General features: G+C 69.1%; 24 protein-coding genes and 1 rRNA gene. 4 read left to right on the top strand and 21 right to left on the bottom strand.

What is annotated here, in order from left to right; genetic code table 11:
* The 17 genes from VFM98_RS07885 to VFM98_RS07805 all read right to left on the bottom strand — a co-directional run.
* A partial coding sequence (locus VFM98_RS07885; protein ID WP_325109361.1) for an acyl-CoA dehydrogenase family protein occupies positions 1 to 853 on the bottom strand: 853 nt, incomplete at its 3' end.
* Positions 854 to 858: 5 nt separating this feature from the next.
* Positions 859 to 1524, bottom strand: coding sequence for an SDR family oxidoreductase (locus VFM98_RS07880; protein WP_325109360.1), 666 nt, complete (start codon positions 1522 to 1524; stop codon positions 859 to 861).
* 7 nt (positions 1525 to 1531) lie between these two features.
* Positions 1532 to 2713 (bottom strand): acetyl-CoA C-acyltransferase, encoded by a 1182-nt coding sequence (locus VFM98_RS07875; RefSeq protein ID WP_325109359.1) that lies wholly within the window; start codon positions 2711 to 2713, stop codon positions 1532 to 1534.
* Positions 2714 to 2743: 30 nt separating this feature from the next.
* Positions 2744 to 3238 (bottom strand): hypothetical protein, encoded by a 495-nt coding sequence (locus VFM98_RS07870; protein ID WP_325109358.1) that lies wholly within the window; start codon positions 3236 to 3238, stop codon positions 2744 to 2746.
* The gene (gene aceK, locus VFM98_RS07865) at positions 3235 to 5052 is read right to left on the bottom strand and encodes a bifunctional isocitrate dehydrogenase kinase/phosphatase (RefSeq protein WP_325109357.1); all 1818 of its coding nucleotides are present in this window, start codon (positions 5050 to 5052) and stop codon (positions 3235 to 3237) included. The genes VFM98_RS07870 and aceK overlap by 4 nt, the downstream gene beginning before the upstream one ends.
* A gap of 14 nt (positions 5053 to 5066) precedes the next feature.
* Positions 5067 to 5720 (bottom strand): carbonate dehydratase, encoded by a 654-nt coding sequence (gene can / locus VFM98_RS07860; RefSeq protein ID WP_325109356.1) that lies wholly within the window; start codon positions 5718 to 5720, stop codon positions 5067 to 5069.
* A gap of 84 nt (positions 5721 to 5804) precedes the next feature.
* A complete protein-coding gene (locus VFM98_RS07855) occupies positions 5805 to 6983 on the bottom strand; it encodes an isovaleryl-CoA dehydrogenase (RefSeq protein ID WP_325109355.1) in 1179 nt (392 codons plus the stop codon).
* A gap of 23 nt (positions 6984 to 7006) precedes the next feature.
* Entirely contained in the window at positions 7007 to 7468 is a 462-nt protein-coding gene (locus VFM98_RS07850; RefSeq protein WP_325109354.1) for a PaaI family thioesterase, read from the bottom strand.
* A gap of 35 nt (positions 7469 to 7503) precedes the next feature.
* Positions 7504 to 7920, bottom strand: coding sequence for a MerR family DNA-binding transcriptional regulator (locus VFM98_RS07845; RefSeq protein ID WP_325109353.1), 417 nt, complete (start codon positions 7918 to 7920; stop codon positions 7504 to 7506).
* 79 nt (positions 7921 to 7999) lie between these two features.
* A complete protein-coding gene (locus tag VFM98_RS07840; RefSeq protein ID WP_325109352.1) occupies positions 8000 to 8911 on the bottom strand; it encodes a SprT family zinc-dependent metalloprotease in 912 nt (303 codons plus the stop codon).
* A gap of 42 nt (positions 8912 to 8953) precedes the next feature.
* Complete coding sequence (locus VFM98_RS07835; RefSeq protein WP_325109351.1) at positions 8954 to 9718, bottom strand: lysophospholipid acyltransferase family protein; 765 nt, start codon at positions 9716 to 9718, stop codon at positions 8954 to 8956.
* A gap of 14 nt (positions 9719 to 9732) precedes the next feature.
* A complete protein-coding gene (gene gmhB / locus VFM98_RS07830) occupies positions 9733 to 10302 on the bottom strand; it encodes a D-glycero-beta-D-manno-heptose 1,7-bisphosphate 7-phosphatase (protein WP_325109350.1) in 570 nt (189 codons plus the stop codon).
* Between the two features lie 16 nt (positions 10303 to 10318).
* The gene (glyS, locus tag VFM98_RS07825; RefSeq protein ID WP_325109363.1) at positions 10319 to 12424 is read right to left on the bottom strand and encodes a glycine--tRNA ligase subunit beta; all 2106 of its coding nucleotides are present in this window, start codon (positions 12422 to 12424) and stop codon (positions 10319 to 10321) included.
* Positions 12425 to 12426: 2 nt separating this feature from the next.
* Positions 12427 to 13332, bottom strand: a complete 906-nt coding sequence (glyQ, locus tag VFM98_RS07820; protein WP_325109349.1) for a glycine--tRNA ligase subunit alpha — start codon at positions 13330 to 13332, stop codon at positions 12427 to 12429.
* A gap of 67 nt (positions 13333 to 13399) precedes the next feature.
* Positions 13400 to 14944: an apolipoprotein N-acyltransferase gene (lnt, locus tag VFM98_RS07815; RefSeq protein WP_414708998.1), complete on the bottom strand. Its 1545-nt coding sequence runs from the start codon at positions 14942 to 14944 to the stop codon at positions 13400 to 13402.
* Entirely contained in the window at positions 14941 to 15822 is an 882-nt protein-coding gene (locus VFM98_RS07810) for an HlyC/CorC family transporter (RefSeq protein ID WP_325109348.1), read from the bottom strand. Before VFM98_RS07810 ends, lnt begins: the two co-directional genes overlap by 4 nt.
* Before the next feature lie 100 nt (positions 15823 to 15922).
* Entirely contained in the window at positions 15923 to 16579 is a 657-nt protein-coding gene (locus VFM98_RS07805; RefSeq protein WP_325109347.1) for a GNAT family N-acetyltransferase, read from the bottom strand.
* A 158-nt stretch (positions 16580 to 16737) separates the two neighbouring features.
* Between VFM98_RS07805 and VFM98_RS07800 the strand changes: the two genes are divergently transcribed.
* Positions 16738 to 18513, top strand: coding sequence for an adenylate/guanylate cyclase domain-containing protein (locus VFM98_RS07800; protein WP_325109346.1), 1776 nt, complete (start codon positions 16738 to 16740; stop codon positions 18511 to 18513).
* Between the two features lie 4 nt (positions 18514 to 18517).
* On the opposite strand, the gene VFM98_RS07795 is transcribed toward VFM98_RS07800, so the two are convergent.
* From VFM98_RS07795 to VFM98_RS07785, 3 genes are all read right to left on the bottom strand, one after another.
* Entirely contained in the window at positions 18518 to 19177 is a 660-nt protein-coding gene (locus VFM98_RS07795) for a Crp/Fnr family transcriptional regulator (protein ID WP_325109345.1), read from the bottom strand.
* Positions 19178 to 19244: 67 nt separating this feature from the next.
* Entirely contained in the window at positions 19245 to 19880 is a 636-nt protein-coding gene (locus VFM98_RS07790) for a helix-turn-helix transcriptional regulator (protein WP_325109344.1), read from the bottom strand.
* A 96-nt stretch (positions 19881 to 19976) separates the two neighbouring features.
* Positions 19977 to 20942 (bottom strand): esterase/lipase family protein, encoded by a 966-nt coding sequence (locus VFM98_RS07785; RefSeq protein WP_325109343.1) that lies wholly within the window; start codon positions 20940 to 20942, stop codon positions 19977 to 19979.
* Between the two features lie 67 nt (positions 20943 to 21009).
* On the opposite strand from VFM98_RS07785, the gene VFM98_RS07780 reads away from it, so the two are divergent.
* Genes VFM98_RS07780 through VFM98_RS07770 form a run of 3 tightly spaced genes read left to right on the top strand, consistent with a single transcriptional unit; the run spans position 21010 to position 24421 of the window.
* Positions 21010 to 21747 (top strand): FFLEELY motif protein, encoded by a 738-nt coding sequence (locus VFM98_RS07780; RefSeq protein ID WP_325109342.1) that lies wholly within the window; start codon positions 21010 to 21012, stop codon positions 21745 to 21747.
* Between the two features lie 44 nt (positions 21748 to 21791).
* Positions 21792 to 23498, top strand: coding sequence for an AMP-binding protein (locus VFM98_RS07775; protein WP_325109341.1), 1707 nt, complete (start codon positions 21792 to 21794; stop codon positions 23496 to 23498).
* Positions 23495 to 24421, top strand: a complete 927-nt coding sequence (locus VFM98_RS07770) for an MBL fold metallo-hydrolase (RefSeq protein ID WP_325109340.1) — start codon at positions 23495 to 23497, stop codon at positions 24419 to 24421. The genes VFM98_RS07775 and VFM98_RS07770 overlap by 4 nt, the downstream gene beginning before the upstream one ends.
* Positions 24422 to 24483: 62 nt before the next feature.
* Here VFM98_RS07770 and rrf read toward each other — a convergent pair.
* Positions 24484 to 24596, bottom strand: a 5S ribosomal RNA gene (gene rrf / locus VFM98_RS07765).
* Positions 24597 to 24692 lie beyond the last annotated feature (96 nt).

The raw sequence follows: 24692 nt of genomic DNA, 5'->3' as shown, positions 1-24692 counted from the left end.
CGGCCAGGCGGAAGCCCACCGCCTGGTGGTTGAAGATCGCGGTGCCGAAGCTCTCGCGCTCCTTCGCATACTGCAGCGCCACCTCGAAGGCGCTGCGTGCCATGCCGATGCTCTGGGCGGCGATGCCGATGCGGCCGCCTTCCAGCGCCGACAGCGCGATGCGGTAACCCTCGCCTTCCCCGCCGATCAGGTTGGCGGCGGGGATGCGGCAGCCCTCGAAGCGGATCTGCGCCGTGTCGCTGGAATGCTGGCCGACCTTGTCTTCCAGCCGGGCGACGATGTAGCCGGGCGTGTCGGTGGGAACGACGAAGGCGCTCATGCCCCGCTTGCCCGCCGCCTTGTCCGTGACCGCGATCACGATCGCGAGCTGGCCGTTCTGGCCGCTGGTGATGAACTGCTTGACGCCGTTGATCACGTAGCCGTCGCCCGCGCGGGTGGCCGTCGTGCGCAGGGCCGAGGCGTCGCTGCCCACGTGCGGCTCGGTGAGGCAGAAGACGCCGAGCAATTCGCCCTTCGCCAACCGCGCGAGCCATTGCTTCTTCTGCGCCTCGCTGCCGTAGCGCATCAGGATGGCGTTGACCGGGCAGTTGGTGACGCTGATCGCGGTGCTGGTGCCGCCGTCGCCGGCGGCGATCTCCTCCAGCACCAGCGCCAGCGTGAGGTAATCGAGCCCGGCGCCGCCGTACTCCTCCGGCACGCAGATGCCGTAGGCGCCGAGCGCCGCCAGCCCCTGGTGCGCATCGCGCGGGAAGGTGTGCTCGCGGTCCCATTGCGCCGCGTGGGGCCACAGCTGCTCGCGCGCGAAATCGCGCACGGCATCGCGGATCATTTCCTGGTCGGGAGTCAAGAGCATTCGGTTCACCAGCCCTTGAAGGGCGTGCCATCGTAGTCGAGGAAGGGCACGTGGCGGTGCTTGTACGCGAGCTCGATGGTGCGGCGCATCCACTCCACGCTCGCGTCCACCGCCAGCGGCGCACCGCTGCCGCCCATGTCGGTCTGCACCCAGCCGGGGCTCAGCACGAGGAAGGTGGCCCGCGGGTAATCGGGCTGGGCCGAAGCCACCGTCATGTTCAGGGCCGCCTTGCTGGCGCGGTAGACCCAGCTGTAGCTGGATTCCGCGCCGCCGATGTGGCCCATCTGGCTGCTGATGAAGGCGAACTTCCCGCCGGCCGCCTCCACCAGCGGCGCCACCTGCGGGATCGCCTGCATCGCGCCCCAGACGTTGGTGCGCATCACGCGGTCGAAGTCGTCGCGCGCCGGGGGCGCGGTGGCACCTCCGTGCGACATGACGCCGGCGACGTAGAGCGCCACGTCGAGCTTCTCGCCATCGAGCTGCCAGCCCAGGCCGCTGATGCTCGCCGGATCGGTCACGTCGAGCTTCAGCGGCCTGGCGCCGAGCGCCTGCAGGCGCGCGAGGCCTTCGTCGTCGCGCGCCGTGGCGATCACGGCGTCGCCGGCTTCGCGGTACTGGCGCACGAATTCGAGGCCGATGCCGCGCGAGGCGCCGAGGACGAGGACCTTCATGGCGCGATCAGAACAGCTCCAGTGCCACCGCCGTGCCTTCACCGCCGCCGATGCACAGCGTCGCGATGCCGCGCTTGCCGCCGCGCGCCTTCAGCGCGTGCAGCAGCGTCACCATGATGCGCGCCCCCGAAGCGCCGATCGGATGGCCCAGCGCGCAGGCGCCGCCGTTGACGTTGACGATGTCGTGCGCCACCTTCAGTTCCTCCATCAGCGCCATCGGCACTACGGCGAAGGCCTCGTTCACCTCCCACAGGTCGACGTCGGAGACCTTCCAGCCGGTCTTGGCCAGCAGCTTCTGCGTGGCGCCCACGGGCGCGGTGGTGAACCACTCCGGCTCCTGCGCGTGCGTGGCGTGGGCGACCAGGCGCGCCAGCGGCTTCACGCCCAGGCGGGCGGCGGTGCTCTCCTTCATCATCACCAGCGCCGCGGCGCCGTCGTTGATGGAGGAGGAGGACGCGGCCGTGATCGTGCCGTCCTTCTTGAAGGCGGGCTTCAGCTGCGGGATCTTGTCCAGCTTCACCTTGCCCGGGCCTTCGTCGATGCTGACGACGCGCTCGCCGGCGCGGTCCTTCACCGTCACCGGCGTGATCTCCGCCGCGAAGGCGCCGGACACCGTGGCCTGCTGCGCCCGCTTCACCGACGTGGTGGCGAAGGCGTCCTGCGCCTCGCGGGTGAAGCAGTACTTGGCCGCGCATTCCTCGCCGAAGGTGCCCATGGAGCGGCCGGCCTGGTAGGCGTCCTCCAGGCCGTCGAGCATCATGTGGTCGTAGACCTTGTCATGGCCCATGCGGTAGCCGCCGCGGCCCTTGAGCAGCAGGTAGGGCGCGTTGGTCATGCTCTCCATGCCGCCCGCGACCATCACCTCGTGGGTGCCGGCCAGCAGCATGTCGTGCGCGAACATGGCGGCCTTCATGCCGGAGCCGCACATCTTCGACAGCGTGACGGCGCCGGTGCTCTTGGGCAGGCCGCCCTTGAACAGGGCCTGGCGCGCCGGCGCCTGGCCCTGGCCGGCCATCAGGCAGTTGCCGAACAGCACTTCGCCGACGGCGTCGGCCGGGATGCCGGCGCGCTCGACGGCCGCCTTGATCGCGGCGCCGCCGAGATCGTGCGCGGCGAGCGCGGCGAAGTCGCCCTGGAACCCGCCCATGGGGGTGCGGGCGGCGCCGACGATGACGATGGAATCAGCCATGGTGATTTCTCCTCTGGAAGGATGCGGACATCAGGTGTCCTGGGGAATCGGACCGCCCTCCTCCTGGGCGATCCGGCGGATGTAGTCGCGGAACTCGGGGTCTTCGCCGCGCAGCAGCTGTGGCAGGTGGCCGTGGAAGTCCTTGCGCCGGCACCACTGGCGCATGAAGTCGTCCCAGCTGTTCCAGCGCCGCGCCTCGTCCTCGCTCATGCGCGGCTTGTGGGCCACCAGGAAGGCGCGTTCGAACAGCGAGACCAGCATCTCGAAGATCACCAGCATGCGCTCGCGCTGCTCCGGCGTGGGGTTGTCCAGCGGCTCGTTGCTGCGCAGCTGCAGGTCGGAATTGGCCAGCACCACCTTGAGGAAGTCGGTGTAGGCGTCCGACAGCAGCTGGTAGCCCTCCTCCTCCTCGTTGGCGCGCTCCTTGCGCTGCTCCCAGGCGAAGAAGAGGATCGCGAAGGGCAGGCCCAGCGCGGTGACGACGAAGCTGGCGACTTCCCACAGTTCCTTCCATTGCGCGCTCATTGCGCCGTCTCGGCCACGCGCGCGGCCTCGTGCTGCTGCCGGCGCACGAAGCGCTTCTCGCGCTCGTAGGGGAACACGTCGTGCACGTAGCCGGCCAGGATGCGCTCCTTGTGGGCCTGCCAGTAGGCGGGATCCAGCAGCTCGGCGTGGTGCTGCATGAACACCTCGCGCACGGCCGGGTGCCCGAGCAGGAAAGGGGCGAAGGTCTCCGGGAACACGTCCTTCGGGCCCACCGCGTACCAGACCTCGCCCGACATCTCCTCCTCCTCGTTGTGCGGCTCGGGCACCTTGCGGAAGTTGCAGTCGGTGAGGTATTCGATCTCGTCGTAGTCGTAGAACACGACCTTGCCGTTACGGGTGACGCCGAAGTTCTTCCACAGCATGTCGCCGGGGAAGATGTTGGCGGCCACCAGGTCCTTGATCGCGTTGCCGTACTCGATGACGGCGCGCTCCACCTGGCCGTGCTCGCCGGCATCGAAGGCCTCCTGCAGGTAGATGTTCAGCGGGATCATGCGCCGCTCGATGTAGAGGTGCTTGAGGATCACCTCCTCGTGGCCGTCGCCGTCGCGGTCGCCCACCTCCAGCTGGCTGGGCGCGTGGTGGCGGATCTCCTGCAGCAGCTCCTCCTCGAAGCGGTCGCGGGCGAACGCCACCTCGCTGTACTCCAGCGTGTCAGCCATGCGACCCACCCGGTCGTGCTGCTTGACCAGCAGGTACTTGGCCTGGATCTGCTCGCGCGTGGTTTCCTTGGGCGGCGGGAAGCGGTCCTTGATCAGCTTGAAGACGTAGGGGAAGGAGGGCAGGTCGAACACCAGCATCACCATGCCCTTGATGCCGGGGGCGATGCGGAACCTGTCGCTCGAGTGCTTCAGGTGGTAGAGGAAGTCGCGGTAGAACAACGTCTTGCCCTGCTTGGCCAGGCCCAGCGCGCTATAGAGCTCGCCGCGCGGCTTGCGCGGCATCAGCGTGCGCAGGAACTGCACGTAGGCGGCCGGGATCTCCATGTCCACCATGAAGTAGGCGCGGGCGAAGGAGAACAGCATCTGCAGTTCGTCCTCGCCGAACAGGGCCGCGTCGATCACCAGCCGGCCGTGCCGGTCGGGCAGGATCGGCAGCGCGAACGGCAGTTCGGCAAAGCCGTTGATGATCTTGCCCACCACGTAGGCGCCCTTGTTGCGGAAGAACAGGGACGACAGCACCTGGATCTGGAAGTTGGCGCGCAGCTTCACGTGCGCGAGCCGCGCGCTGATCGCCTCCACCACGAAACCGGCGTCGCGCTCGAGGTCGTCGAAGGGACGCTTCAGCTGGAAGTTGTCGACGATGCGCACGATGTTCTCGCGCAGCGTCTCGCGGCTGGGATAGTAGGCGCGGTAGGTGGGCGTGGCCGCGGGCTCGTCGTTCTCGATGTACTCCGTGCTGACCGCCGGCCGCACGAAGATGAAGTCGTTGTGGAAGTAGGTGCGGTGCAGGATCTTGGTGGTGACCGAGTTGAAGAAGGTCTCGGCGCACTCGGGCTGGTGGTGGTCGATCAGCAGGCCGATGTAGTGCAGCTTGGCCTGGTGCCACACCTCCATCGGCTGCTCGCCCGCCTGGAACTCCTGCTCCAGCCGGACGACGGCCTCGCGCACCCGCAGGTCGTAGAACTCGATGCGCTCGCGCTGCACGCGCTGCTGGCCGTGCCAGTCGGCGGCCTCGAAGCGCTGCTTGGCGCGCTGCGACTCCTGGCGGAACAGGCGGTAGTGCCTGTTGAAGCCCTCCAGCATCGCCTTCGCGATGCCGTAGGCCACAGGGGAGTCGAGGCGCTGCGGGAACATCGCTCCGGTCGCCGCTAGCTTCTCGCCGCGATGACGCCCTGGATCGCGGCGCGGTAGACCGGCTCGATGGAGTCGGTGCTGTTGACGGTCATGCCCAGGTCCTGCAGCAGGCCGTCGTTCACGCCGAAGGCCCAGCCGTGGATCGTCACGTTCTGGTGCTTGGCCCAGGCGTCCACCATCACCGTGCTCACGCACAGGTTGACCACCTGCTCGATCACGTTCAGGTCCACCAGCGCGTCGGCGCGCTTCTCCGGCGCGATGTTCTCCAGGATGCCGCGATGGCGGTCGCGCACGTCCTGGATGTGGCGGATCCAGTTGTCGGCCAGGCCGATGCGCTCGCCGTGCAGCGCCGCCGCCACGCCGCCGCAGCCGTAGTGGCCGACGATCATGATGTGCTGCACCTTGAGCATCTCCACGGCGAACTGCACGGTGGAAAGCGCATTGAGGTCGGAGTGCACCACCACGTTGGCGACGTTGCGGTGCACGAACACCTCGCCGGGATCCAGCCCGGTGATCTGGTTGGCGGGCACGCGGCTGTCGGAGCAGCCGATCCACATGAACTTCGGCTTCTGCTGCTTGGTCAACCCGGTGAAGAAGCCGGGGCGATCGCGCTCCATCTGCGCCGCCCAGGCGCGGTTGTGGGTGAAGAGGTCGTCGATGGAAGGCATGGGCTATTGTGACGGTTGGGCGTTGAGCGTTGAGCGTTGAGCGTGACAGCCGACGCCAAACGCTTGACGCTGAACGCCGAACCTCTACATGGTTTCCGCGAACAGCTCCCGCCCGATCAGCATGCGGCGGATCTCGCTGGTGCCGGCGCCGATCTCGTAGAGCTTGGCGTCGCGCCACAGGCGCCCCAGCGGGAACTCGTTGATGTAGCCGTTGCCCCCGTAGATCTGGATGCCCTCGCCGGCCATCCAGGTGGCCTTCTCGGCGCACCAGAGGATCACCGAGGCGCAGTCCTTGCGCACCTGGCGCACGTGCTCGCTGCCGAGCATGTCGAGGTTCTTGCCGACGGTGTAGCAGAAGGCGCGCGCGGCCTGCAGCACCGTGTACATGTCGGCGACCTTGCCCTGGATCAGCTGGAACTCGCCGATGCTCTGGCCGAACTGCTTGCGGTCGTGGATGTAGGGAACCACGTTGTCCATCACGGCCTGCATGATCCCGATTGGGCCGGCAGCGAGCACCGCACGCTCGTAGTCGAGGCCGCTCATGAGCAGCTTGGCGCCGCCGTTGACCGCGCCCAGGATGTTCTCGGCCGGCACCTCCACGTTCCGGAACACCAGCTCGCCCGTATGGCTGCCGCGCATGCCCAGCTTGTCGAGCTTCTGCGCGATCGAGAAGCCCTTCATCCCCTTCTCGATCAGGAAGGCGGTGACGCCGCGGGCGCCGAGCTCCGGCTCGGTCTTGGCATAGACCACCAGCGTGTCGGCATCGGGCCCATTGGTGATCCACATCTTGCTGCCGTTCAGGAGGTAGTAGCCGCCCTTGTCCTCGGCCCGCAGCTTCATCGAGATGACGTCGCTGCCGGAGCCCGTCTCGCTCATGGCGAGCGCGCCGACGTGCTCGCCGGAGATCAGCCTGGGCAGGTACTTCTTCTTTTGCGTCTCGCTGCCGTTGCGCTTGATCTGGTTGACGCACAGGTTGCTGTGCGCGCCGTAGGACAGGCCGACGGAAGCCGAGGCGCGCGAGATCTCCTCCATCGCCAGCATGTGCGCGAGGTAACCCATGTTGGCGCCGCCGTACTCCTCGGGCACGGTGATACCCAGCACGCCGATCTCGCCCATCTTGCGCCACAGGTCCATGGGGAACTGGTCGCTGCGGTCGATCTCGGCGGCACGCGGTGCGATTTCCGCCTGCGCGAAGGCGTGCACGCTGTCGCGCAGCGCCTCGAGGTCTTCGCCGAGGCCGAAGTTCAGGCCGGGTAGCTGCATGGTGTCTCCTGGGGTCGAACGTTTCAGTGCTTGATGTGGTCGCGGCCGCTGATCGTCATGAGCGTGGCGCCCATGGTGGCGATCAGCTTCTCGCGGCCCTGGTGCAGCGCGTAGGCGCGGCCTTCCGTGACGCTGATGGTGCGCCCGGGCTTGACGACCAGGCCTTCCATGCGGAAGGAGTCGCCCTGCGCCGGCGCCAGCAGGTTGATCTTGTATTCGATGGTCAGCACGCCAGCCTCGGCCGGCATGAGCGTGGAGGCGGCGTAGCCGCAGGCGGAGTCGAGCGCGGTGGCGACCATGCCGGCGTGCAGGAAGCCGTGCTGCTGTGTGAGCTCGGCGCGCCAGGGCAGAGCGATCACCACCCGGCCGGGCGCGATCTCGGCCAGGCTGGCGCCGATGGTGTGCATGGCGCCCTGCTTCGCGAAACTGGCGCGCACGCGCTCGGCGAAGGCGGGATCCAGCGGGTCGTAGCGCGGAGCGTCCATGGGCGGCGGGGAATTGACGTTGACGTAAACGTCAATTATGCCCGGACCTTGTCCTTTTCGAGCCGCGCCAGCAGCGCCCGGGCTTCCTTCTCGTGGGTGCGCACCTCGTCGAGGTTGGCCTGCAGCTCGGCGAGCTGGTCTTCCAGCTGCTGGCGATGCTGCGCCAGGATGGTGAGGAACTTGCGCAGTTGCGGGCCGGTGTCGCGCGGGCTGTCGTACATGTCGATGATGTCCTTGGCCTCCGTGAGCGAGAGGCCGAGGCGCTTGGCGCGCAGGGTGAGCTTCAGGCGGGTGCGGTCGCGCGAGCTGTAGACGCGGTTGCGCCCGCCGGGGCCGGAGCGGGAGGGCTGCAGCAGGCCCATGTCCTCGTAGAAGCGGATCGCGCGCGTCGTGAGGTCGAACTCGCGGGCAAGGTCGCTGATCGTGTAGGTGCTCGAAGGCTGCGCGGACATGCCGGGATTACATCTGACGTTTACGTCAACGTCAACTCAAGGCCGTGGCCGCCGGCCTGCGCCGGGCGGCGGGCGCGCCTCACCAGGCCGGCAGCGCCTCGTCCTTCAGGTGCGCCCGCAGCTCCGGGTAGTTCGGCACCACCGAGCGCACCGTGTCCCAGAAGCGGGGGCTGTGGTCCATCACCCGCAGATGGCTCAGCTCGTGGGCCACCACGTAGTCGATCACCGCCAGGCGGAAGTGCACCAACCGCCAGTTCAGGCGGATCGAGCCGTCGCTGTGCGCCGTGCCCCACAGCGTGCCGGCGCTGCTGAGGGTGAGCTTGCGCCACTGCACGCCCAGTTGGGGCGCGTAGTGGTTCAGCCGCTCGGTGAACAGGCTGCGGGCCTGCCGCATCAGCCAGGCCTGCACCGCGTCGCGGATCTGCGCCGGCGTGGCGCTCTGGGCCAGGCCGATGTGCAGGGTCTGGCGCGCCACGCCGGGCAGCGTGCTCGTGTCCGTGTGCAGCACCCCGCCCGTCTCGCTGAAGGCATGGCGGGGATCGAGCACCACGATCACCGGTTCGCCGAGGTAGGGGAAGGTGGCGCCGTCCTTCCACTCGATGCGCGCGGCCTCCAGCCGGGCCTGGCGTTCGCGCGCGGCCTCCAGCTTGTTCACGATCCAGCGGCTCTTGGCGCGCACGGCCTGGTCCACCTCGCCCAGGGGCACCCAGCGCGGCGCAGTCACCACCAATCCCTCGGGGCCGACCACGAAACCGATGTTCTTGCGCCGCGCGCGCCGGAATTCGTAGGCGACCAGCACCTGGCCCAGGAGCGCTTCGCGGTTGGCGTCGGGGTGGCGGAAGGCCTGCGGCGTGAGCACGCTCTCGAGCGGCTCGCCCGGCACCGGGCGCAGATCTTCCTCGGAGAGCGGCTCGCGCGCGGCCGGCGGCGGCGCCGGCTTCGCCTTCGGCTCGTCGAACAGGTCGAGGAGGAGCTGAAGAGGCGACTGCATGGGCCGCGATTCTACGGAAGCGCAGTGGCTTCCCCGCCGCGGTTACACCTGCGCGGCCGGTTGGCTGGATTCCTGCACGTAGGCTTCGGGATCGAGGCGACGCATCTCGGCTTCGATCCAGGCTTCGACTTCCCGCATCAGTTCGTCGGCTTCACGCCCGGTGCTCGGGATCGGCTTGCCGATGGAGACGTCCACGACGCCGGGGAACTTCAGCATGGACTTGCGCGGCCAGCAGCGCGCCGAGGTCACGGCGATCGGGATCACGGGCGCGCCCGTGGCCACCGCCAGCCGCGTGCCGCCGGACTTGTAGGTGCCGGCGCGGCCGCGCGGGATGCGCGTGCCTTCGGGGAACATGATCACCCACACGCCCTGCGCCAGCAGGCGCTTGCCTTGCTCCACCACCTTGTTGAAGGCCTGGGCGCGCTGGCTGCGGTCGATGTGCACCATGTCCAGCCGGCCGATCGCCCAGCCGAAGAAGGGGATGTAGAGCAGCTCGCGCTTGAAGACGTAGGCCAGCGGATGCGGCATCAGCACCGGCATCAAGAAGGTTTCCAGCGTGGACTGGTGCTTCACCAGCAGGATCGCGGGGCTGGTCTGGCCGGTCGGCAGGTTCTCCATGCCGTGCACGCGCCAGCGCACGCCGCAGAACACGGTGAGGCCGCGCATCACCTGCTGCAGCCAGCCGCGCGCGATGCGGTACAGCGTGTAGGGCTTCGCGAACGGCGACAGCAGCACGATCGCGAGCGCGTACGGGACGACGGTGACGAGCATCCACAGCACGTGGATGGTGGAACGCAGCAGGGCCATGGGGCCGGAGTATGTCAGGAGGCGGGCCGCGGTGCCGACGCCCGTGCCAGCAGCCAGTCGGCGAAGGCGCCGAGGTCCTGGTGCACGCGGGTGTGGGCGGGGTAGCCCCCCGGCAGCGGCTGGCCCTTCAGCGACGCGGCCCGGCCGGTCAGCACCAGGTGCGGCTGGCAGCCGACGGCGACGCCGGCCACCAGGTCGCGCGGGGTGTCGCCCACCACCGGCACGGTCTTGAGGTCCACCCCGAAGCGCTCGCCGATCTGCTCGAACAGGCCCGGGTTGGGCTTGCGGCACTGGCAGCCTTCGTCGGGCCCGTGCGGGCAGTAGAACACCGCATCGACGCGGCCGCCCAGGGCGGCCAGCGCCTTGTGCATCTTGGCGTGGATGGCGTTGAGCGAGGCGACGTCGAAGAGGCCGCGGCCCAGGCCCGACTGATTGGTGGCCACCGCCACGTGCCAGCCGGCGTGGTTCAGGCGCGCGATCGCCTCCAGCGCGCCGGGCAGCGGGATCCACTCCTCGGGCGACTTGACGAACTCGTCGCTCTCGTGGTTGATGGTGCCGTCGCGATCGAGGATGACCAGCTTCATGGCGGAGGCGGTGCGTTTATTGAGCAAGGCGGGACAGGTCGGCGACCCGGTTCATGGCCTGGTGCAGCGTGGCCAGCAAGCCCAGGCGGTTCAGGCGCAGATCGGTCTCCTCGGCGTTCACCATCACGTCGTCGAAGAAGGCGTCGACCGGGCCGCGCAGGGCCGCGAGCGTCTGCAGCGAGCCGGTGTAGTCGCCGGATTCGAACTGCGTGCGCGCCTGCGGGGCGATGCGCTGGGTGGCCGCGTAGAGCGCCTTCTCGGCGTCCTCCCGCAGCAGCGGCTCGCTCACATGGGCGTCCGCCTTGTCGGCCTTCTTCAGGATGTTGCCGATGCGCTTGTTGGCCGCGGCGAGCGCCGGCGCTTCCGGCAGCGCGGCGAAGGCGCGCACGGCGTCGAGGCGCTTCGGCACTTCCCCCAGGCGCTGCGGCCGCAACGCCAGCACCGCATCCACCTCGTGCACGCTGTAGCCCTGCTCGCGCAGCTGGCCGGCCAGGCGCTCGTAGATGAACTCGGTGAGCTGCTGGTGGGTGTCGGTCTGCGCCTGCGGGAAGGCGGCCAGCGCCTGCGTAACCAGGTTGTCCAGCGCCAGCGGCAGGTCGCGCTCCATCAGCATGCGCACGATGCCCAGGGCATGGCGGCGCAGCGCGAATGGGTCCTTGTCGCCGGTGGGCAGCTGTCCGATGGCAAACAGGCCGGCCAGCGTCTCGAGCTTGTCGGCCAGCGCCACCACCACGGCCACCTCGTTGCGCGGCAACTCGTCGCCGGCGAAACGCGGGCGGTAGTGGTCCTCGATGGCGACCGCGATCTCGTCGCCGAGGCCATCGTGGCGCGCGTAGTAGCCGCCCATCACGCCCTGCAGCTCGGGGAACTCGCCCACCATGTCGGTCAGCAGGTCCGCCTTGGCCAGCCGCGCCGCCAGATCGGCTTGGCGCGCCAGCGCGTCGCCGCCGACCTGCGCGCCGATGACGGCGGCGATGGCCCGCACGCGCTCGATGCGCTCGCCCTGCGTGCCCAGCTTGTTGTGGTAGACCACCTTGGCCAGGCCAGGGACGCGCGACTCCAGCGTCTTCTTGCGGTCCTGGTCGAAGAAGAACTTGGCGTCGGCCAGGCGCGGGCGCACCACGCGCTCGTTGCCGCCGATCACGGCGCTCGGGTCCTGCGGGCGGATGTTGCTCACCACCAGGAAGCGGTTGGTGAGCTTGCCCTGCGCATCCAGCAGGGGGAAGTACTTCTGGTTGGCCTTCATCGTGAGGATCAGGCACTCCTGCGGCACTTCGAGGAATTCGGGCTCGAAGGCGCAGGCCAGCACGTTGGGGCGTTCGACCAGCGCGGTCACTTCGTCGAGCAGCGCCTCGTCCTCGATCGGGCGGGCGCCACCGCCGACCGCCGCGGCGGCTTCGTGCAGCTGGCGCACGATCTCGGCGCGCCGCTCGGCGAAGCTCGCGATCACCGCGCCGTCGCGCGCCAGCGTGGCGGCGTAGCCGTCCGCGTCCTTCAGCACGATGTCTTCGGCCACCGCCTCGAAGCGATGGCCGTGCGTGGTGCGGCCGGCCTGCAGCCCGAGCGCCTGCACCGGCACCACCTCGGCGCCATGCAGGGCGACCAGCGCGTGCGCGGGGCGCACGAACTTCACGTCGCTCCAGCCGTCGGCGAGCTGGTAGGTCATGACCTTGGGGATCGGCAGCTTCGCGATGGCGTCCTGCAGCGCCTTCTGCAGGCCTTCGGCCAGCGTCACGCCCTTGGCGGTGCTGTCGTAGAACAGCGCTTCGGCCTTGCCGTCCATCGCGCGCTTCAATTTCGGCACCACGGAGGCATCGGCGCCCAGCGCCTGCAGCTTCTTCAGCAGCGCGGGGGTGGCGTTGCCGGCGGCGTCGAGGCCCACGCTTGCGGGCATCAGCTTCTGCGACAGGGCCTTGTCCGGCGCCTGCGAGGCGACGGCCGTGACGTGCGCGGCCAGGCGCCGCGGCGAGGCGAAGGCGGTGAGCTTCGATTCGCCGGTGGCGAGGCCCTGCGCCTTCAATTGCTCCAGCAGCACGCCGGCAAAGGCCTCGCCCAGCTTCTTCAGCGCCTTGGGCGGGAGTTCCTCGACAAAGAGTTCGACCAGGAGGTTCTGCACCGTCATGCTCACGCCGCCTTCTTCTGCAGTTCGGCCACCCACTCGCGCGGGGCCATGGGGAAGCCCAGGCGCTCGCGGCTTTCGAGGTAGCTCTGGGCGACGCTGCGCGCCAGGTTGCGGATGCGGCCGATGTAGGCCGCGCGTTCGGTCACGCTGATCGCGCCGCGCGCGTCCAGCAGGTTGAAGGTGTGCGCCGCCTTGAGCACCTGCTCGTAGGCGGGCAGCGCGAGCTGCTGCTCCATGAGATGTTTGGCCTGCTTCTCGTGGGCGCCGAAGGCCGTGAACAGGAACTCGGCGTCGCTGTGTTCGAAGTTGTAGGTCGACTGCTCCACCTCATTCTGGTGGTAGACGTCGCCATAGGTGAGGCCCTCGGTCCACTTCAGGTCGAACACGTTGTCCACGCCCTGCAGGTACATCGCCAGGCGCTCCAGGCCGTAGGTGATCTCGCCCGTGATCGGCTTGCAGTCGATGCCGCCGACCTGCTGGAAGTAGGTGAACTGCGTCACCTCCATCCCGTTGAGCCAGACCTCCCAGCCCAGGCCCCAGGCGCCCAGCGTCGGGTTCTCCCAGTCGTCCTCGACGAAGCGGATGTCGTTCTTCTTCAGGTCGAAGCCCAGCGCTTCCAGCGAGCCCAGGTACAGCTCCAGGATGTTGGCCGGGGCCGGCTTGAGCACCACCTGGTACTGGTAGTAGTGCTGCATGCGGTTGGGGTTCTGGCCGTAGCGGCCGTCCTTGGGCCGGCGACTGGGCTGCACGTACGCGGCCTTCCACGGCTCGGGGCCGATGGCGCGCAGGAAGGTGGCGGTGTGCGAGGTGCCCGCCCCGACTTCCATGTCGTAGGGCTGCAGCAGTGCGCAGCCCTGGGCGTCCCAGTACGACTGCAGCTTGAGGATCAGTTGCTGGAATGTGAGCATAGGCGGCGGGGCCGCAACGGCGGCACCCGGGGTCGGCGCGGGCCGGCGGCCCGCGGAACCCACGATTTTAGGGCTGCGGGCGGCGCCACCCGGCCCGCAGGGCCAGCAGCACCCCGGCCAGCGCGGCCAGCCAGAGCGGCAGCAGCGCGAAGCGGCTGACCCAGCGCGCGAAAGGCGTGAGGGCCGTGCCCCCCTCCACTTCGCCCACCAGCACGCCGCGGGTGAGGCGCGGCAGCGCGTGCGTGACGCGGCCGAAGCGGTCGATGATCACCGTGGCGCCGGTGTTGGTGGCGCGGATCATGGGCCGCTCGAACTCCAGGGCGCGCATGCGGCTGATCTGCAGGTGCTGGTCGATCGCCACCGAGTCGCCGAACCAGGCGATGTTGCTGACGTTGACGAAGATGGTCGGGGCGCTGGTCGGGTCGGCGAAGCGCGCGCCCAGCTCCTCGCCGAACAAGTCCTCGTAGCAGATGTTGGGGGCGAGCCGCTGGCCGCGCCAGGCGAAGGACGGCTGGCCGACGTCGCCGCGGTTGAAGTCGCCCAGCGGGATGTTCATCATCCGCGTGAACCACTTGAACAGCGGCGGGATGAATTCGCCGAAGGGCACCAGGTGGTGCTTGTGGTAGCGGTAGCTGGCGTCGCCCGGGCGCAGGCCGATCACCGAATTGGTGTAGCCCTCGTCGAAGTTGCCCAGCGGAATGCCCACCAGCGCCGCACGCTCCCCCTCGGCGAAGGTGTCGCGCAGGTCCTGCAGGTAGCCTTCGGGCAGTTCAATCGGCAGCAGCGGGATCGCCGTTTCCGGCGCCACCACGAGTTGCGCCTGCGTGTCACGCAACCGGGCGCGGTACCACTCCAGCGCCAGCGGGATGCCGGTGCCGCCCTGGAACTTCTCGTCCTGCGGGATGTTGCCCTGCAACAGCGCGACCTGCAGGCGCGGCCCCGCCAATGCGGAGCGCGGCGCGCTGGCCGTGTGCTCGTTGCAGGCCGCGAGCAGCCCCGCGGCCGCGGCGAGCGCGAGCCAGTAGCGCCACGAGCCCCGCAGCGGCCGGCGCGCGAGCACGGCGACCAGCCAGGCCAGCAAGGCCGCCACGGCGCCGATGCCGTAGACGCCGATCCACGGCGCGAGCGGCGCGAGCGGGCCATCGACATGCGCATAGCCGCCGGCGCCCCAGGGAAAGCCGGTGAAGAGCGTGCCGCGCAGCAGTTCGGCACCGAGCCACAGCAAGGCGAACAGCAGTCCGTCGCGCCAGGGCCGTCCGGCCGCCGCGCGCCACAACCCCGCCGCCAGCGCGTAATAGAGCGCGAGGAAGGCCGCGAGCAGCAGCACCGCGGCGGCTGCCAGCGGCGACGCGAGCCCGCCGTAGACGTGCATGGAGATGAACAGCCACCAGAACGTGCCCGCCAGCCAGGCGGTGGCGAACACCCATCCAAGCAGCGCGCCCGCCTTCCAGCCGGCGGCACGCTGCAGCAGGACGACCAGGGCCGCGAGCGACAGCAGCTGCAGCCACCAGAGCGGCTGCCCATTGCCCGGCCAGGCTAGCGACAGCGCCTGCAGGAGGCCGGCCAGCGCTGCGAGGAGACAGGGGAGGACGGGGACGGAGCGCAGGCTCAAGCCGTTTCGCCGTCACTGGCAGCGGGGCTCACCTTGAACCAGCGGACGGCGCCCCCCTTGGTGTGCAGCACGTCGAAGCGCATCCCGCCCAGCACGATGGATTCGCCGCGCTGCGGCACGTGGCCCATCTCGTGCGCGATCAGCCCGCCGATGGTGTCGAATTCGTGCTCGTCTTCTTCCGCCAGGCCCAGCGACAGGCCGAAGGCCTCGTTCACGCGCTCGATGGAGGTGTCGCCGCTCACGCGGTAGGTGCGGTCCGCCAGGCCGAAGATGTCGCCCTCGTCCTCGACGACGTCGAATTCGTCCTCGATCTCGCCCACGATCTGTTCCAGCACGTCCTCGATCGTGATCAGGCCGGCCACGCGGCCGAATTCGTCGATCACGACGGCGAGGTGGTTGCGGTTGCCCCGGAATTCGCGCAGCAGGTCGTTGAGGCCCTTGCTTTCGGGCACCAGCGCCGCCGGGCGCAGCAGGGCGCGCAGGTTCAGGTCCGGCGAGCGCTGCAGCTTCAGCAGGTCCTTCGCGAGCAGGATGCCGATGATGTTCTCGCGGTCGCCCTCGTACACCGGAAAGCGCGAATGCGCCGTGTCGATCACGAGGTGCAGGATCTCCTCGTACGGCGCGTCGATGTTCACCAGGTCCATGCGCGGCGCGGCCACCATCACGTCGCCGGCCGTGAGCTCGGCCATCTTGATCACGCCTTCGAGCATCACCCGCGATTCGGGGCCGATGATCTCGTTGTCCTCGGCGTCCGCGAGGGTCTCGATCAGCTCCTCCTTCGAATCGGGGCCGGGATGGATGAACTCGGCAACCTTCTGCAGGAAAGTGCGCTTGTCCTGCTTCTCTGGCGCGGCGCGCGCAGGGTGAGGGTCTGACACAGCCTGGTCGGCGGGGGTAGTGGTGGGACGGATAGGATAACGGATTGGCTGGGCACACAGGCTCAGCCGCCCTCCTACGCCGCGGGTCGGGCAGGGCCGCTCAGCGGCCGCTCTTGCCGCGCGCCTCGATGGCGCCGCGCCGCGCCTCCTGCAGGCCGGCGAGCAGTTCCAGGAAAGTCCTCGCCTGCTTCTTCAGCTGGTAGTTGACCTGGGCCACCTGCTCGTCGACCACTTCGCTCATGCGGCTGTCCAGGGTGGCGGGCGGCAGGCGCAGGTAGGCCTCGGTCTCGGAGCCTTCGCGCTCCAGCGTCGCCCCGGCATGGCGGGCGATCTTGATCATCGCCGTGTTCTCGGACAGCGCGTGGATGAACATCAGCTCCACCCCCTCGTTGCGCGCATGCGTGACGGCGCGGTCGAACAGGCGCGAGCCGTAGCCGCGCCCGCGCGCCTTGGCCAGCACCGAAACGCCGAACTCCGCGCCGGGCGCCGTGCCCGGGTCGCTGGGGATGAAGGCCAGGTGCGCCATGGCGATCAGCTCCAGCTTGCGGTTGAAGATGCCGAAGATGTCGTCGCGCTCGAAATCGAGCTGGTCGACGTAGCGGCGGATCTGCTCGTCGTTCGCGGCGTAGCCGAACCGCAGGTAACGGTCGTGCGGATCGAGCGCCAGCAGGTGCGAGGCGATCCGGCGGCGATGCCCGGCGCCGAGGGAGCGGATCGGCACGATGCGCGGAGGGCGGGGGGATTGCTGTTCGGCCATGCTTCAAATATAGGGGTTTCCACTGAGAAAGTCGCCGGGGATGCCCCTAGGTCCCGACGAAGTGCTTCACGGATCGGCCGTGCGGACGGCCCAGCGTGTTCGCGCACTCGGCAGCATCGTGATACAAGAAGAAGCACGTCCATACCCTGCTCCAGCGGATGCCGGCCCCCACGGAACACGCGCCCCGGTTGACACGCACCACCAAGGTGATCGCGGTGGCGGACGTGGTCGAGTCGGTGCGCCTGATGGAGCAGGACGAGCAGGAGTTCATCCTCCGCTGGCAGCATTTCGTCGCTTTCGTGGAGCAACGCCTGCCAGCCGACGGCGGGCGCATCCACAAGAGCCTCGGCGACGGGCTGATGATGGAATTCTCCGACCCGCAGGGCTGCGTGCGCGCGGCACTGGCCATGCGGGCCTGGTGCACCGAAACCAATGCGGGGCTGCCGCCGGAAGACCAGGTGCAGCTGCGCATCGGCGCCCACCTGGCCGACTTCGTGGCCGACGACTACGACATCTACGGCACCGACGTGAACCTGGCCGCGCGCATCGCGTCGCTCGCGGGGCCGGGCGAGATCGTCGTCTCGGCGGCACTCCGGGAGCGGTTGGGGCCGCAACCGGGCCTGCTGCTGCAGGATCTGGGCACCTGCCACTTGAAGCACGTGCGGGAGCCGGTGCACGCCTGGCGCATCGGCGATGCGGGCCAGGCGCCCGTGGTGCCCGTGCGGCGGCTGGCGACGCATTCGTTGCGGCCGACCGTCGCCGTCCTGCCCTTCGGCGTGCACGCGCCGCCCACCGACGGGCTCACGGGCGAGGCGCTGGCCGACGACATCGTCGCCGCGCTCGCCGGCAGCGAGCAACTGCAGGTGGTCTCGCGCCTGTCCACGGCCCATTTCGGCGGCGCCAAGGCCGATCTCGACGAGGTGCGGCGCGCGCTGGGCGCGCACTACGTGCTCACCGGGCGTGCCCGCGGCGGCGGGGCCCAGCTGTCGCTGTACGTGGAGCTGGCTGACGCGCTCAACGGGCACGTCGCCTGGGCCCGCAGCTTCCAGGGGCCGTTGCGGGAGGCGGATTTCGGCGAGGGCAACCTGATGCGGCAGGTGGTGGCGGCCGTGCATTCGGCAGTGATCGCGCACGAGCTCGATCGCTCGCGCGACCGGCCGCTGCCCGCGCTGGAAGGCTTCACGCTGCTGCTCGCCGCCATCGGGCTCATGCACCGGCTGGCGGCAGTGGACGTCGAGCGGGCCTGCGGCATGCTGGAACACCTGATCGAGCGCGGCCGCGGCCAGCCGGCGCCGCACGCCTGGCTTGCGCACCTGCACGTGCTGCGGCTGCGGCAGCTGGGCGTGGCGCAGCCCGGTCCGGACGCGGAAGAGGCGCGCCGGCATGCCGCCTCGGCACTGCAGTGCGATCCGGGCTCCGTGCGGGCGCTCACGGTGCAGGGCCAGGCCTGGCTCTATGCGGCGCAGGACGCCGACGCGGCGGAAGAGTGCTATGCCCAGGCCCTCAGCGCCCGCCCCGACGACACGCTCACCCTGCTGCTGCAGGCGGAGTTGCGGGCCTTGCAGGGGCTGGGCGCCGCGGCGCGCGAACTGGCGCAGCGTGCGCTGGCCACCATCCCGCTGGAGCCGATGCGCTATCTCTACGACGGCGTCGCCGCACTGTCCGCGCTGGTGGCCGGCGACACGCACACGGCACTGGAATGGGCGCGCCGCGCCGTGGAGCGCAACCCGCACTACCTGCCGGGCCTGCGCACGCTGGTGGTGGCGCAGGTGCTGCAAGGGCAGGTGGCGGAGGCGCGGCGCACGGCCCGCCGGCTGGCGGCCCGCCAGGGCGCAGGCGACGCGCGCGCGGCGGCGCACCCCCTGCCGGCCTGCAGCGGCGTGGCCGCGCTGTTCGCGGACGCCCTGCAACAGGCCCGAGCGGTGCAGCGCTGAGGGCCTACCAGCGCGCCGGCAGCTTCTTCTTCAGGGTGATGCGCTTGATCCCGAGCTCGACGTAGCCGCCCTTTTCGAGGTCCTTCAACAGGCGGCTCACCATCTCGCGCGAAGCGCCGACGCGGCTGGCGATCTGCTGGTGGGTGATCTGCGTGAGCTGGATCGGCGCGGCGTGGCTGGCCGGCCCGTGCTGGCCTTCCAGGGTGTGGATCACGCGCCCGTACACGTCCAGCAACGCCATCTGGCGCGCCGTTTCGGTGGCGGCGCGGGCCCGGCGGATCACCTGGCCGACCAGGGCCAGGGCGAACGCGGGCTCGTCGGCCAGGTGCTGCTGCAGCAGCGCGCGCGACACCAGCGAGCACAGAGTGGGCTCCAGCGTCATGACCGAGGCCGAGCGGGGCCCGCCATCGAGCGACATTTCGCCGAAGTAGTCGCCGGCCTGGATGGTTCCGTAGGTGATCTCGCGGCCGTTTTCGTCCGTTGCGTACACCTTCACCTGACCCTGAAGGATGACGAACAGGGAGTCGCCCGTGTCCCCTTCGTTCAGGACGATGCTGTTCTTGCGGTAGTTGCGCAGGAGCCCGCGCGCGGCCAGGCGGCCCAGGGAGGGCTCGAGGCCGGCAATCAGCTTTTCCTGTTCCGTGGCGATGCGGGACATGGCCATGTCATCCACTCCCCTCGAGTGAGAAAAACTCTAGCACGAGAACCGCCGAGCCGGCGGAGCGTCTGCCCTAGTGCGGCGGGTCTTGCAGGAAGGCGGCGCCGAGCGGCGGCAGCACGGCGACTTGGCCCACCAGCGCGCGCACGCCGTTGGTGTGCGTCTTGGTGCAGAGGCTGCGGATGTGGCTGCGCACCGTGGAGACGGCGACATTCAATTGGGCGGCGATCTCGGGGGCGGAATAGCCCTGGCAGAGAATGGAGAGCACCTGTTCCTCCGCCGGCGTGAGGCCGTGGCTGCGGGCGAAGAAGCACAGCATGAGTGCGTCGCAGACCGAAGCGCGGGAGAGGAACAGGGCGATCGGCACCCGGGGGCGCGGCTGCTGGCTGCGCAGAGGGACCACGGCAATGCTCAAGCGGCCGGTGGGCGAGCGCAGCGCGATCAGGCTGCGCAGGCCCGACTCCGCCTTTTCCAGCGCCTGCAGCAGCACGCGCGACTGGCGCGCGTCCGCCGTCTGGAGCTTGCCTTCCTGGACCGTCAGGATCTGGCGGCGGGCCAGCTCGTGCCGGGCCGCCTGGTTGGCATGCAGGAGCTGGCCGGTTGCGGACGCGACCAGCACGCCGTGGGCCAGTTCGTCCATGATCATTGCGAGCCCGCTGCCGGTGGCATCGAGCTCGCGCCTGGGCGCCGCCAAGGCGCCGTCGTTCATCGCACCATTCATTGATCTACCTCCCTGGACGCGGACTGGAAACGTTCGTATTCCTCCCGCGTTGAGCAGAGCTTAGGAAGCGTAGGAAAGGTTCAGTTAGCTATTTTCCAGCGCCGGACCTGTGACAGATTCACCTTGACAGGCACGATCGAGTCGGTCCAGCAGCACCAGGCAGCCCTCGAGGACCTGGGGATGGAAGGCGAGTGCGACGTGCGGCTCGCCGGCGATGAAGCGGTTGTCGGCGTGCTCCAGCATCGACGTCGCGGCGGGGAACACGATGTTGTCGCAGTTGGAGTACCAGCAGGTCATTGCGGGTAGCGGTTGGCGAACTTCGTCGTGAGCGAGCTCGCGCAGCCACTCGCCCTGCAGGCGCATCTGGTGCCCGTTGCGGCTGTGGCTGAAGCGCCCCAGCCACGTGCCGCCATGCGGGCTGCCGATCGTGACGAGCCCGGCCACCTTGCGGCCCGTTCCGTGCGCGCGCCACCACGCGCGCGCCGCGAGCCCGCCCATGCTGTGGCATACCAGGAGCGGTGGCCGGCCCGTGAGCTGCTCGATGCGCTGCACGGCCTGTTCCACGATGGGTGCGTACGCGTCGATGGACCCGAACACGGGCTCCAGGTTGACGGCCACGAACGCATTCCCCTGCGCGCGCAGCCTGCGCATCCAAGAGTTCCAGAAGCCGCGATTGCACATGAACCCGTGCACCAGCACGATCCCGGTGCGGCCGGCGCAGCGCGCATCCAGATGGTCGTCGACGGCACGCCAACGGAACGGCTGGCGCCACCAGAACGTGGCGAAGAGGTGGACGCTTTCGGTCCACCACGCGTGCAGCAATTGGCCCGCCGAGGCCGCGGGCACGCGCGCGTCGGCGCGGTTCACGGCGGCGGACAGTGCCACCTCGATGGCGAGCACGATGGGCCCGAGCAGCGCGATCAGCAGGATCCCGAGCACGGCTTGCAGCGGCGAGACGGGCCATCGCCATGCGCCCCAGAGCGCGGCGATCGCGACCTGGGTGCCAACGGAGACTTGCAGCAGGCGCGCAAGGCTGGAGTGGCGCGGCATGGTCCCAGTATCCCACGGGGTGCGGGCGGCGCCGGGTGGGGCGGCACTCGCTAGACTCGGTGCTGCCATGAACACCGCCGAGACGATCCGCCAGGCCGTCGCCGAAGTCGAGGCCATGCGCCGCGAAAGCCGCGACCAGCCGCAGATCGGGGCGGCGGTGAACCGGGTGAAGCGCCTGCAGGCGCGGCGCTTCAGGGGAACGTATGCGGACCTGCCGGCCGCCGGGCCTTACAGCGCGGCGGCGCAGTTCTTCCTGCAGGAGCTGTACAGCGAGCGCGACTACGCGGAACGCGACGCGCAGTTCGCGCGGATCGCGGGCGCCGTGGAGAAGCTGTTTCCGCGCGACGTGGCGGAGACCGCTTGCGCGCTGGCGCGGCTGCACGCGCTGACGGAGTCGCTCGACCACGGCGTGGCCCACGCGCGCGAGACTGCGCAAGACGGCGACGAGGCGGCCGGCTATGTGCGCGCCTGGAAGGCGGTGGGTCGGCGCGCCGATCGGCAGCGGCAGCTCGAGACCGTGCTGGCCATCGGCGCGGAGATGGCGCGCCTGACGCGTCTGCCGGGCCTGCGGCTGATGCTCAGGATGATGCGCGGCCCGGCGTCGGCCGCGGGCCTGAGCGCGCTGCAGCGCTTCCTGGAATCCGGCTTCGACACCTTCGCCAGCGTGGCCAGGCAACGCGGGGGGGCCGAACGCTTCCTGGACACCATCCGCGAGCGCGAGCAGCGCCTCATGGACCTGCTGTTCGATGCCGACCCTGTCGCTTGCGAGACGGAGCTGCGGCGCATCTTGGGACAAGCCCGCTAGCGGCGCACGGCGTGCCCCGGAGAATCGGCCCGATGGAGCACACGATGGATTCCAGGCCCTGGCTGCGAAGCTATCCGCCGGGCGTTCCGCACGACATCGATCCTTCGCAGTACGTCTCGCTGACGCAGCTGCTGGAAGAGTCGTTCCGCCAGAACGCCGAGCGCCCGTTCTCGGTGTGCATGGACCGCTGGATGCGCTATGCGACGCTGGACCAGCACTCGCGCGCACTGGCGGCGTGGCTGCAGGGCATGGGGCTGGAGCCTGGCGCACGGGTGGCGATCATGCTGCCGAACCTGCCCCAGTTCCCGGTGGTCGCAGCCGCGGTGCTGCGTGCGGGCTGCACCTGCGTGAACGTCAACCCGCTGTACACAGCGCGCGAGCTGCAACACCAGTTGCAGGACTCCGGCGCGACCGTGATCGTGATCCTGGAGAACTTCTGCCACACGCTGCAGGAGGTGATCGCCGAAACGCCGCTGCGCCACGTGGTGGTCACCGGGATCGGCGACTTGCTGGGCGGCTGGTACGGGCACTGGATCACCTTCGCGGTGCGCCACGTGGCGCGTCTGGTGCCCGCGTTCCGCCTGCCCCTGGGCGGCGGACGCACGGTCACGCCGCTGGCGCAGGCGCTGCGGGAGGGCGCACGGCAGACGCTGCGTCCGGTGCCGCAGTCGCCGGATTCGATCGCCTTCCTGCAGTACACGGGGGGCACGACCGGGCTGTCGAAAGGGGCGGTGCTCACGCACGGCAACGTGGTCGCCGCTGTCTTGCAGGCGGAGGCGTGGTTCACGCCGGCGCTGGAGCGCGTCGGCGAGACGCACCGGATCAACAGCATCGCGGCGCTGCCGCTGTACCACATCTTCGCGCTCACACTGCTGCTGCTCGCCGTGCGCTGGGGGGGCCATCTCACGCTGGTGCCGAATCCGCGTGACATCGGGAAGTTCATCGAAGTGCTGAAGAAGCGGCCGTTCCACGTCCTGCCTGCGGTGAACACGCTTTTCAATGCCTTGTTGCAGCATCCGCAGTTCCGCTCGGTGGACTTCTCCGGCCTGTGCGTCTCGCAGGCTGGCGGGATGGCAGCTTCCCAGGGGACGGCACGGCTGTGGCAGCAGGTGACGGGGTCGGTGATGGTCGAAGGCTGGGGCATGAGCGAGACCTGCGCAATCGGCACCAACAACCCGCTGGATGCGCGCGAGTTCTCCGGCACCATCGGGTTGCCGCTGCCGGGCGTCGACATTGCGATCAAGGACGATGCCGACCGTTCGCTGCCGCTGGGCGAGGTGGGGGAGATCTGCATCCGCGGTCCCAACGTCACAGCCGGCTACTACGGCCAGCCGGGCGAGAATGCCAGGGCGTTCACCGCCGACGGTTACCTGCGCACGGGCGATATCGGCGCCATGGATGCGCGTGGCTACACCCGCATCGTCGATCGCAAGAAGGACATGATCCTGGTCAGCGGCTTCAACGTGTACCCGAACGAGCTGGAGAACGTGATTTCCACCTGCCCGGGGGTCGTCGAGTGTGCCGCCGTGGGCGTGCCGGACGAGAAGCAGGGCGAGGCGATCAAGATCTATGTCGTGAAGAGCGATCCCACCCTCACGGAAGAGGAGGTGACGCGGCACTGCCGTGACAACCTGACCGGCTACAAGGTGCCCAAGTACATCGAATTTCGCGACGAGCTGCCGAAGTCGAATATCGGCAAGATCCTGCGGCGCGAACTGCGACCGGGCGCAGAGGGCAAGCCGGCTTCATGAGTTCTGCGGTGAATGGACTGCCTGCGGGCGTCACGGTGCTGGAGCGCGGCTGGCTGTCGTCCAACACCATCGTGTTGTGCGGGGCCGAAGAGGCGGCTGTCGTGGACAGCGGCTACTGCACGCATTCGGAGCTGACGCTCGCGCTCGTGGCCCGCGCTGTGGGAGACCTGCCGCTAAGCATGCTCGCGAACACCCACCTGCACAGCGATCATTGCGGGGGGAATGCGGCTCTGCGGGCGCGCTATCCCATGCTCCGGACCATGATCCCGCCGGGTCTCGCGGACGCTGTGCGCGCATGGGATGCGGCGGCGCTCTCGTACGAGCCGACGGGACAGCAATGTCCACGCTTCGACTATGACGACCTGCTGCGACCGGGCAGCGCAGTGCAGTTGGGCGGCCAGGCGTGGCAGGTGCATGCCGCACCTGGGCACGATCCGCATTCGGTGATCCTGTTCGAACCCGCCTCACGCACCCTGATTTCCGCCGATGCACTTTGGCAGAACGGCTTCGGGGTCGTATTCCCGGAGCTCGAAGGTGAGCACGCGTTCGACGAGGTGAGCGCCACGCTGGACCTCATCGAGAGTCTCGCGCCGCGGGTGGTGATCCCGGGGCACGGGTCGTTGTTCTCGGACGTCACAGAAGCGCTGGGGCGCGCACGCAGCAGGCTGGCCGCGTACTTGCGGGAGCCGCGGCGGCACGCCGCGCATGCCGCCAAGGTGCTGCTCAAGTTCAAGTTGCTGGAGTTGCAGACTGCACGTTTGGACGACTTCGCTGCGTGGGCGGAAAGCACGGCCTACTTCCGCTTGGTCCATGAGCGCTGGTTTGCCGCGCAGCCACGACAAGAGTGGCTTTTCGCATTAATTGGGGAGCTGGTGCGGGCCGGCGCTGCGAACTGCGACACAGAATTCATCATGAATGCGTGATAGCGGCCGCCGAAAAGACAAAAGGGCCCGGCATTGCTGCCGGGCCCTTTGTCGCTATAACAGCCTGACGATGTCCTACTTTCACACGGGAATCCGCACTATCATCGGCGCAGAGGCGTTTCACTGTCCTGTTCGGGATGGGAAGGAGTGGGACCACCTCGCTATGGTCATCAGGCATAACTTGTTGCCGGCCTGCACGGGTGCAGGCGGGCCAATTCATAGAGCTAAATCAGCTTTTGTTTTGATTGCGCCGACCGGCATAACTTGTTTT

Source organism: Ramlibacter sp. (genome assembly GCF_035706265.1).
Lineage (GTDB): Bacteria > Pseudomonadota > Gammaproteobacteria > Burkholderiales > Burkholderiaceae_C > Ramlibacter.
Note: the sequence above shows the minus strand (reverse complement) of the source record. Positions and strands in the feature narration are given on the sequence as shown.

Bases quoted from the DNA above. Each gene is read 5' to 3' on its own strand.
- VFM98_RS07785 (WP_325109343.1), bottom strand. From the start codon at position 20,942: ATGCCGCGCCACTCCAGCCTTGCGCGCCTGCTGCAAGTCTCCGTTGGC.
- VFM98_RS07845 (WP_325109353.1), bottom strand. From the start codon at position 7,920: ATGTCCGCGCAGCCTTCGAGCACCTACACGATCAGCGACCTTGCCCGC.
- VFM98_RS07805 (WP_325109347.1), bottom strand. From the start codon at position 16,579: ATGGCCGAACAGCAATCCCCCCGCCCTCCGCGCATCGTGCCGATCCGC.
- VFM98_RS07795 (WP_325109345.1), bottom strand. From the start codon at position 19,177: ATGGCCATGTCCCGCATCGCCACGGAACAGGAAAAGCTGATTGCCGGC.
- VFM98_RS07840 (WP_325109352.1), bottom strand. From the start codon at position 8,911: ATGCAGTCGCCTCTTCAGCTCCTCCTCGACCTGTTCGACGAGCCGAAG.
- aceK (WP_325109357.1), bottom strand. From the start codon at position 5,052: ATGTTCCCGCAGCGCCTCGACTCCCCTGTGGCCTACGGCATCGCGAAG.
- glyS (WP_325109363.1), bottom strand. From the start codon at position 12,424: ATGACGGTGCAGAACCTCCTGGTCGAACTCTTTGTCGAGGAACTCCCG.
- VFM98_RS07770 (WP_325109340.1), top strand. From the start codon at position 23,495: ATGAGTTCTGCGGTGAATGGACTGCCTGCGGGCGTCACGGTGCTGGAG.
- VFM98_RS07835 (WP_325109351.1), bottom strand. From the start codon at position 9,718: ATGGCCCTGCTGCGTTCCACCATCCACGTGCTGTGGATGCTCGTCACC.
- VFM98_RS07780 (WP_325109342.1), top strand. From the start codon at position 21,010: ATGAACACCGCCGAGACGATCCGCCAGGCCGTCGCCGAAGTCGAGGCC.
- gmhB (WP_325109350.1), bottom strand. From the start codon at position 10,302: ATGAAGCTGGTCATCCTCGATCGCGACGGCACCATCAACCACGAGAGC.
- VFM98_RS07855 (WP_325109355.1), bottom strand. From the start codon at position 6,983: ATGCAGCTACCCGGCCTGAACTTCGGCCTCGGCGAAGACCTCGAGGCG.
- VFM98_RS07850 (WP_325109354.1), bottom strand. From the start codon at position 7,468: ATGGACGCTCCGCGCTACGACCCGCTGGATCCCGCCTTCGCCGAGCGC.
- can (WP_325109356.1), bottom strand. From the start codon at position 5,720: ATGCCTTCCATCGACGACCTCTTCACCCACAACCGCGCCTGGGCGGCG.
- VFM98_RS07775 (WP_325109341.1), top strand. From the start codon at position 21,792: ATGGATTCCAGGCCCTGGCTGCGAAGCTATCCGCCGGGCGTTCCGCAC.
- VFM98_RS07800 (WP_325109346.1), top strand. From the start codon at position 16,738: ATGCCGGCCCCCACGGAACACGCGCCCCGGTTGACACGCACCACCAAG.
- VFM98_RS07875 (WP_325109359.1), bottom strand. From the start codon at position 2,713: ATGGCTGATTCCATCGTCATCGTCGGCGCCGCCCGCACCCCCATGGGC.
- VFM98_RS07880 (WP_325109360.1), bottom strand. From the start codon at position 1,524: ATGAAGGTCCTCGTCCTCGGCGCCTCGCGCGGCATCGGCCTCGAATTC.
- glyQ (WP_325109349.1), bottom strand. From the start codon at position 13,332: ATGCTCACATTCCAGCAACTGATCCTCAAGCTGCAGTCGTACTGGGAC.
- VFM98_RS07790 (WP_325109344.1), bottom strand. From the start codon at position 19,880: ATGAACGACGGCGCCTTGGCGGCGCCCAGGCGCGAGCTCGATGCCACC.
- VFM98_RS07870 (WP_325109358.1), bottom strand. From the start codon at position 3,238: ATGAGCGCGCAATGGAAGGAACTGTGGGAAGTCGCCAGCTTCGTCGTC.